Below are 6,084 nucleotides of genomic sequence, written 5' to 3'. Positions count from 1 at the left end.
GCCAGCACCGGGTACATCATCACCAGCAGGCCGAGCGCGATCGGCAGCGAGATGCCGTCGACGGCCACGGCGTTGAGGCCGGTCTCCAGGCCGGGGATCCAGCGCCCGGCGAGCAGCCCGAGGACCATCGCCGCGCCGATCCACACCGGCAGGAAGCGGTCCAGTGTGGACAGCTTGCCGACGACCCCGGCGGGCGCGGTGCCGGTGGTCGTCATGCGGTCACCGCCGCCGGCGTGAGGACTGCGGACAGGCGGGCCAGCGTCTCGGGCTGGACGCGGTAGTAGATCCAGGTGCCCCGCCGCTCGCCGGTGATCAGCCCGGACTCGCGCAGAACCTTGAGGTGGTGCGAGATGGTCGGCCCGGTCAGCTCGAACGCGCCGGTCAGGTCGCACACGCACGCCTCGCCGCCGTCGTGCGAGGCGATCAGCGACAGCAGCCGCAACCGCACCGGATCGCCGACCGCCTTGAACACCCTGGCGAGCTCCGCGGCCTGCGGCTCGGACAGGGGCTCACGCACGAGCGGCGAGCAACAGGCGACGTCCTCCGCGAGCGGCAACTGCTTCGACATGCCTCTATCTAAACAGACTTCTATATTGGGGTGTATCGAGGCAAGGATCACGCCCGGAGGAGACGGCTCACCAGGTACTTCGCGTCGCGGCCGACGCCACGGATGGTCGCGGAGGCGAAGCTGCGCTGCCACTCCAGCCCGACGTAGCCGAGGCCGGGATGGGTGGTGGACAGGCCGCGGCGCTGCCGGGGCGCGCCGGTGCTGTCGAGGGCGCCGAGACCGCGCAGGTAGGGGAACGCGGGGCGGAACCCGGTCGCCAGGATGATCGCGTCGACGTGCTCGCGGGTGCCGTCCGGCCAGGTGACGGTGTCGTCGTCGCAGCTGGTGAACAGGCGGCGCTGATCGGGGTCGCCGGCCTCGATGGCGGAGCGGTGGCCGCCGGTGTCCAGGACCGGCGTGCTGGGCTTGGTGCCCAGCCACGGCCCGATCGGCAGGGCGTCGAACCCGGTGGCCCGGAACCAGAAGTGCACGTCGCGGCCGAGGACCCGCTGGGGCGCGTAGCGGATCGGTCCGCGGGTGGCGAGGGTGACGCGGGCGTGCGGGGCGAGGTCGAGAGCGATCTGCACCGCCGAGTTCGCTGCCCCGACCACCACAACGCGCTGCCCGGCAAACGGTTCGGGCGCACGGTAGTCACCCGAGTGCAGCACAGCGCCGGTGAAGCGGTCCAGGCCGGGTAGCGCCGGCCGGTGCGGGGACCCGAACGCGCCGGTCGCGGCGATCACGATCGGCGCCGTGACCCGCGGGCCGTCGGCGACCCGCACCTCGAACTGCCCATCGTGGGTGACGGTGGTGACGCGGTGGCCGGTGCGGATGTCCGCGTCCAGCTGCTTGGCGTAGGTGCGCAGGTAGTCGACGACCTCGTCCCGGTGCGGGTAGCGGCCGGGGTCGCCGGGGAAGGGCAGGCCGGGCAGGGCGCTGTACCGGGCGGGGGAGAACAGGCGCAGGCTCTCGTAGTAGCGCGGCCAGGAGCCGGCCGGTTCGTCCCCGGCTTCGAGCACGAGCGGGCGCACACCGCGGGCGAGCAGGGCGTGGGCGGCGGCGAGGCCGGCCTGCCCGCCGCCGATGACGACGGCCTCGGGCATCAGGAGTGTCCTTTCCGGACCGGCGACAGCGAGATCAGCTCCGGTCCGGCCGGCGTGCCGCAGCACCCGCCCTGTTCGGGCTCGTCGAACAGCCCCGACCCGCCGCACACCCCGGTCTCGGCGAGCTGCAACTCCACCCGCTCCGCGGCCGCGTGGTCGCCGGCCAGGAAGGCGGCGATCGAGCGGACCTGCTCGTAGCCGGTCATCGCCAGGAACGTCGGCGCCCGGCCGTAGCTCTTCATGCCGGCCAGGAACACGCCCGGCTCCGGGTGCGCCAGCTCCTTCGCCCCGTGCGGGTAGACGGTGCCGCAGGAGTGCACGTTCGGGTCGATCAACGGCGCGAGCGCGACCGGCGCCTGCAGCGTGGCGTCCAGCTCCAGCCGCAGTTCCGACAGCCACGAGAGGTCCGGGCGGAACCCGGTGACCGCCACGACCTCGTCGACCTCGAGCCGTGTTCCCGCCGAGGCGGTCAGGATCAGCCGGCCCGCCGGGTCGCGGTCGACGGACTCGGTGCGGAACCCGGTGAGCACCGTGACCAGGCCGGCCTCCACCGCGGCCTTGGCCCGCAACCCGAGGGCGCCGCGCGCGGGCAGCTGGTCGGCCTCGCCGCCGCCGAAGGTGTCGCCCACCGCGCCACGCCGCAGCAGCCAGCTGATCCGGGTCTCCGGCTCCTCCTGCGCCAGCGCCGCGAACGCCACCAGCGCGGTGAGTGCGGAGTGCCCGCTCCCGGCGATCGCCACGTGCCTGCCGGCGTAGCACGCGCGGACTCGCGGGTCGTCCAGGTCGGGAACGCGGTAGGCGATGCGGTCGGCCGCGGCTCGTTCGCCCGGGGCGGGCAGGCCGTCGCCGCCCAGCGGGTTCGGCGTCGGCCAGGTGCCGGACGCGTCGATCAGGGCCGCCGCGGTGACCAGCTCCTCGTGCCCGTCGCGGTGGCGGACGTGCACGGTCAGCGGCTCGGTGTCGCGGCCGTGGTCGACCACCCGGTCCCGGCCGCGCCGGGCCACGCCGGTCACCTCGGCGCCGAAGCGCACCCGGGCGCCCAGCGCCGCGGCCAGTGGGGCGAGGTACTCGGTGACCCACTCCTGCCCGGTCGGGTAGTGCTCCGGGGCGGGCCGCTGCCAGCCGGTCGCTTCGAGCAGCCGTCCGGCCGGCGGGGCGACCAGCTCGCGCCACGCCGAGAACAACCGCACGTGGTTCCACTCCGACACCGCGGCTCCCGCTGCAGTGCCGCGTTCCAGCACCAGCGGCTCCAGCCCGCGCTCGGCCAGCTCGGCCGCGGCCGCCAGCCCGATCGGCCCGGCACCCACCACAACGACCGGCAACTCGCTCATCCGAACCCCTTCCATCGATCCCTGTCGATTGAGATCGTGACTCTATCGACCGGCGTCGATGGTCGCAAGCATCGATTCCAATCGATACACTCGGTGGCATGACCGTCGTGACGTCACCCGCGGCCCAGGTCCTGCCTGAGGGCGAGGCCGGCACCTATGCCGAGTGGTTCGCGTGCCTGGCCGAGCCCACCCGCGTGCGGCTGCTGCACGCCGTCGCGACCGCGCCCGGCGGCATCACCGTCGGCGCGCTCACCGAGTTGCTCGGCATCAGCCAGTCCACGTGCTCGCACCACGTCCGCAAGCTCGCCGACGTCGGGTTCGTGCGGGTGCGGAAGGAGGGGACTGCCAGCGTCGTCACGATCAACGCGGCGTGCTGCTCCGGCCTGCCGCACGCCGCCGACGCGGTGATGGGCCTGCTCGCGCCACGGCCGTGCTGCCCCGAGGACGTGCCCGCGGACGTCACGGTGCGCGCCCTGGGCGACGACGACTGGCCGTCCGTGCGGCGCATCTACGGCGAAGGCATGGCGACGGGCATCGCGACGTTCGAAACCACGGTCCCCAGCCGCGCGGTCCTCGACGCGAAATGGCTCCCCGGCCACCGGTGGGTCGCCGAGGTCGACGGCACGGTGGTCGGCTGGGCCGCCGCAACCCCGACGTCGGCCCGCGACTGCTACTCCGGAGTGGCCGAGACGTCGATCTACGTCGCCGACGGCCACCGCGGCCGCGGAATAGGCAAAGCACTGATCCGCAAGCAGGTCACGGCCGCCGACGAGGCCGGCCTGTGGACCCTGGAAACCTCCATCTTCCCCGAAAACCGGGCCAGCCTGGCCCTGCACCACGCGGCGGGCTACCGCACCGTCGGAATCCGCGAACGAATCGCCCAGCGGAACGGCGAGTGGCACGACACGGTCCTGCTGGAGCGCCGCAACAACCTCGGCTGAACAGCTGCGGCCATTCGGTCCGATGTGGACCTAGCGTTCTCCTGCGCCCGGGTCGGTCAACGGCGCACCTGGTAGCGCAGGTGCAGTACCCGGTTGCCCTGCAGCACGTCCGGGTCCTCCAGCAGGTGCTGCGCGTCGACCGAGCCGAAGTAGCGCTTGCCGGATCCGAACACCACGGGGACGACGTCCATGCGCACCTCGTCGACCAGGCCCGCGGCGAGCACCTGGCCACCGACGTCCCCCGCGGCGACCTCGACCAGGCGGTCACCGGCGAGCTCCTGCGCCTTGGCCACGGCTGCCTCGATGCCGTCGACGAAGTGGAACGGCGCCTCGGCGTCCCAGCCCTCGGGTGCCGGCCGGTGCGTCACGACGACCACGTGGTCGATCCCGCCCGGGGGCTTGCCGTCCCAGCCGTCGGTGAGGTCGAAGACGTGGCGGCCGGCGATCGTCACCCCGATCCGGTCCCAGTACGCCCGCGTGTAGTCGTAGGAGGTCCGGGACACGTTCAGCGCTCCGCTGTCGTCCAGGGGGACGTCTCCGCTGGTCAACCAGTCGAACAGCGGTCCGGGCTGGTCGTTCTCGTCGGCGATGAAGCCGTCCACCGACACCGAGCTGTACAGGACCACCTTGCCCATGGGGACTCTCCTCTGCTTGGAAGGTGCCCCGAAACTAACCGGTCGCGAGCGGCGGTTCTTGTAAGAAATCAATCGGCCGGCAGCGGCCAGCCGTCCAGCGCGTGGCCGGGGTGTTCGCGCAGGAACCGCCGCCGCACTTCGAGGTACCGGGTCGGCGTGAGCCCGGTGAACTCGCGGAACTCGTGGCCGAAGTGGGCCTGGTCGAAGTAGCCGGCGCCGGCGGCGAGCTCGCCCCAGTCGACCGGTCCGGCGGGGTCGATCGTGAACACGGTGGCCGTGAGGCGGTAGGTGCGGGCCAGCCGCTTCGGTGTGACGCCGACGAGCTGCTTGAACCGGTGTGCCAGATGGGTGCTGCTGACACCGGCTGCCCCGGTCAGGTCGCCGATCGCCACCGCCCCGCTGGTCGCCTCGATGACGCTGCTCGTGTGGCGGACCAGCCCCAGGCCGGCGGTCTCGCGCAGCCGTCGCCTCAGTTCGTCCTCGAGCAGCGACAGCATCTCGTGCGGTCCGTCCGCGGTGGCCAGCCGGTCCCGCAGCTCGGCGGTGGCGGGCCGGCCCCACACCTGCTCCACCGTCACGGGCCGGTCGCACAGCTCGGCCGCGGGCATCGGCAGGAACGGCGCCAGCCCCCACGGCTTGAAGTGCACGCCGACGGAGCGGGTCCGGGGCGGGTAGCCGAAGTCCAGCGCGCGGGTGGGCATGGTGATCACGCAGCCGTCGGCGTACTCGCCCGTCTCGATGTCGGTGCCGGCGCGGATGCGGAACGGCGCCCCGAGGTTGACGATGAGCAGGGCGGACGGCGCGGGCGGCAACGTCAGCCGCGCATACGGCGCCTCGCCCTCCAGGTAGTAGAGGTCGTCGATCAGCCCATCCAGCGGCGCCCGCGGCACCCGGGACACGTACTCCACGCCCTCAGCATCGCCGACGTGCGCCGGGCTGGTCCAGCCGCGTGTCGAGTCTTCACGGAGCGCTCGACCGCTACGCTCCACGGTACGGCGTGGAACCGGTCGTCGTTCTTGAGCTGTTCGGAGGGGATGTGTACGAACTTCACGGCTGGTTCGGCCTGGCGGAGTCGGCCGAGGAGACCGATCTGGGCGGGCTCGTAATCCAAAATCGAAAACGTGGAACGGAGATCGACGACCTGCTGCGGTTCGTCAGCAGGCGTCCGCCCGGCTCGTACGGTCTGTTGTACGAACGCGACGACGAGATGAGAATTCCGCCTGGCCCCAATGCATTCCGGGTGACCGTTCTCGCCCGGGAAACGTGTGTTCCCGTCATCGAAGACTGATGCCCCGCGGTGCACGCCTCGGCCGCCGCGGCGCCGTGCACACCGCCTGACGCAAGGCCGGCGGAGGTCCGATCCAAAGGACCTCCGCCGCCCGCGTCGGCTACAGCGTCGACCGCAGGTGCTCCACCGCCGCCTGGTGGATTTCCGCGCTGCGCGGGATCGCCGCGGTGGCCCAGTAGGTTGCGTGCGCCAGGCCGTCCATCCGCACCGCGCGGGCCTCGGTGCCCGCGGCGCTCAAC

The 6,084-nt window shown here is 72.6% G+C and carries 7 protein-coding genes and 1 pseudogene; 2 read left to right on the top strand and 6 right to left on the bottom strand.

The window, feature by feature from the left end:
* The 4 genes and pseudogenes from ABZ215_RS42875 to ABZ215_RS42860 form a co-directional block, all read right to left on the bottom strand.
* Positions 1-215 (bottom strand): annotated as a pseudogene (locus ABZ215_RS42875) (arsenical-resistance protein); the annotation flags it as partial.
* Positions 212-568 (bottom strand): metalloregulator ArsR/SmtB family transcription factor, encoded by a 357-nt coding sequence (locus tag ABZ215_RS42870; protein WP_354709857.1) that lies wholly within the window; start codon positions 566-568, stop codon positions 212-214. The gene ABZ215_RS42870 and the pseudogene ABZ215_RS42875, both read right to left, overlap by 4 nt.
* 47 nt (positions 569-615) lie before the next feature.
* A complete protein-coding gene (locus tag ABZ215_RS42865; RefSeq protein WP_354956631.1) occupies positions 616-1,650 on the bottom strand; it encodes an NAD(P)-binding domain-containing protein in 1,035 nt (344 codons plus the stop codon).
* Positions 1,650-2,981 carry an FAD-dependent oxidoreductase gene (locus ABZ215_RS42860; protein WP_354956629.1) on the bottom strand — a complete coding sequence of 444 codons (1,332 nt, stop codon included), beginning with the start codon at positions 2,979-2,981 and terminating at the stop codon, positions 1,650-1,652. Before ABZ215_RS42860 ends, ABZ215_RS42865 begins: the two co-directional genes overlap by 1 nt.
* Positions 2,982-3,079: 98 nt before the next feature.
* On the opposite strand from ABZ215_RS42860, the gene ABZ215_RS42855 reads away from it, so the two are divergent.
* On the top strand, positions 3,080-3,922 hold the full coding sequence (locus ABZ215_RS42855; protein WP_354956627.1) for a metalloregulator ArsR/SmtB family transcription factor: 843 nt from the start codon (positions 3,080-3,082) through the stop codon (positions 3,920-3,922).
* A 56-nt stretch (positions 3,923-3,978) separates the two neighbouring features.
* On the opposite strand, the gene ABZ215_RS42850 is transcribed toward ABZ215_RS42855, so the two are convergent.
* Both ABZ215_RS42850 and ABZ215_RS42845 read right to left on the bottom strand, forming a co-directional pair.
* Complete coding sequence (locus tag ABZ215_RS42850; protein ID WP_354956625.1) at positions 3,979-4,557, bottom strand: dihydrofolate reductase family protein; 579 nt, start codon at positions 4,555-4,557, stop codon at positions 3,979-3,981.
* Positions 4,558-4,625: 68 nt separating this feature from the next.
* Positions 4,626-5,447, bottom strand: coding sequence for a helix-turn-helix domain-containing protein (locus tag ABZ215_RS42845; protein ID WP_354956633.1), 822 nt, complete (start codon positions 5,445-5,447; stop codon positions 4,626-4,628).
* 107 nt (positions 5,448-5,554) lie between these two features.
* Between ABZ215_RS42845 and ABZ215_RS42840 the strand changes: the two genes are divergently transcribed.
* Complete coding sequence (locus tag ABZ215_RS42840; RefSeq protein ID WP_354956623.1) at positions 5,555-5,845, top strand: Imm7 family immunity protein; 291 nt, start codon at positions 5,555-5,557, stop codon at positions 5,843-5,845.
* The last annotated feature ends 239 nt before the right edge of the window (positions 5,846-6,084 follow it).

The organism is Amycolatopsis sp. NPDC006131, assembly GCF_040614175.1.
GTDB classification, from domain to species: domain Bacteria; phylum Actinomycetota; class Actinomycetes; order Mycobacteriales; family Pseudonocardiaceae; genus Amycolatopsis_E; species Amycolatopsis_E tucumanensis.
This window is presented reverse-complemented; position numbering and strand designations above follow the sequence as displayed.

What these genes read in the sequence shown, in the direction of transcription:
- ABZ215_RS42860 (WP_354956629.1), bottom strand. Translation starts at nt 2,981, where the DNA reads ATGAGCGAGTTGCCGGTCGTTGTGGTGGGTGCCGGGCCGATCGGGCTG.
- ABZ215_RS42850 (WP_354956625.1), bottom strand. Translation starts at nt 4,557, where the DNA reads ATGGGCAAGGTGGTCCTGTACAGCTCGGTGTCGGTGGACGGCTTCATC.
- ABZ215_RS42870 (WP_354709857.1), bottom strand. Translation starts at nt 568, where the DNA reads ATGTCGAAGCAGTTGCCGCTCGCGGAGGACGTCGCCTGTTGCTCGCCG.
- ABZ215_RS42855 (WP_354956627.1), top strand. Translation starts at nt 3,080, where the DNA reads ATGACCGTCGTGACGTCACCCGCGGCCCAGGTCCTGCCTGAGGGCGAG.
- ABZ215_RS42865 (WP_354956631.1), bottom strand. Translation starts at nt 1,650, where the DNA reads ATGCCCGAGGCCGTCGTCATCGGCGGCGGGCAGGCCGGCCTCGCCGCC.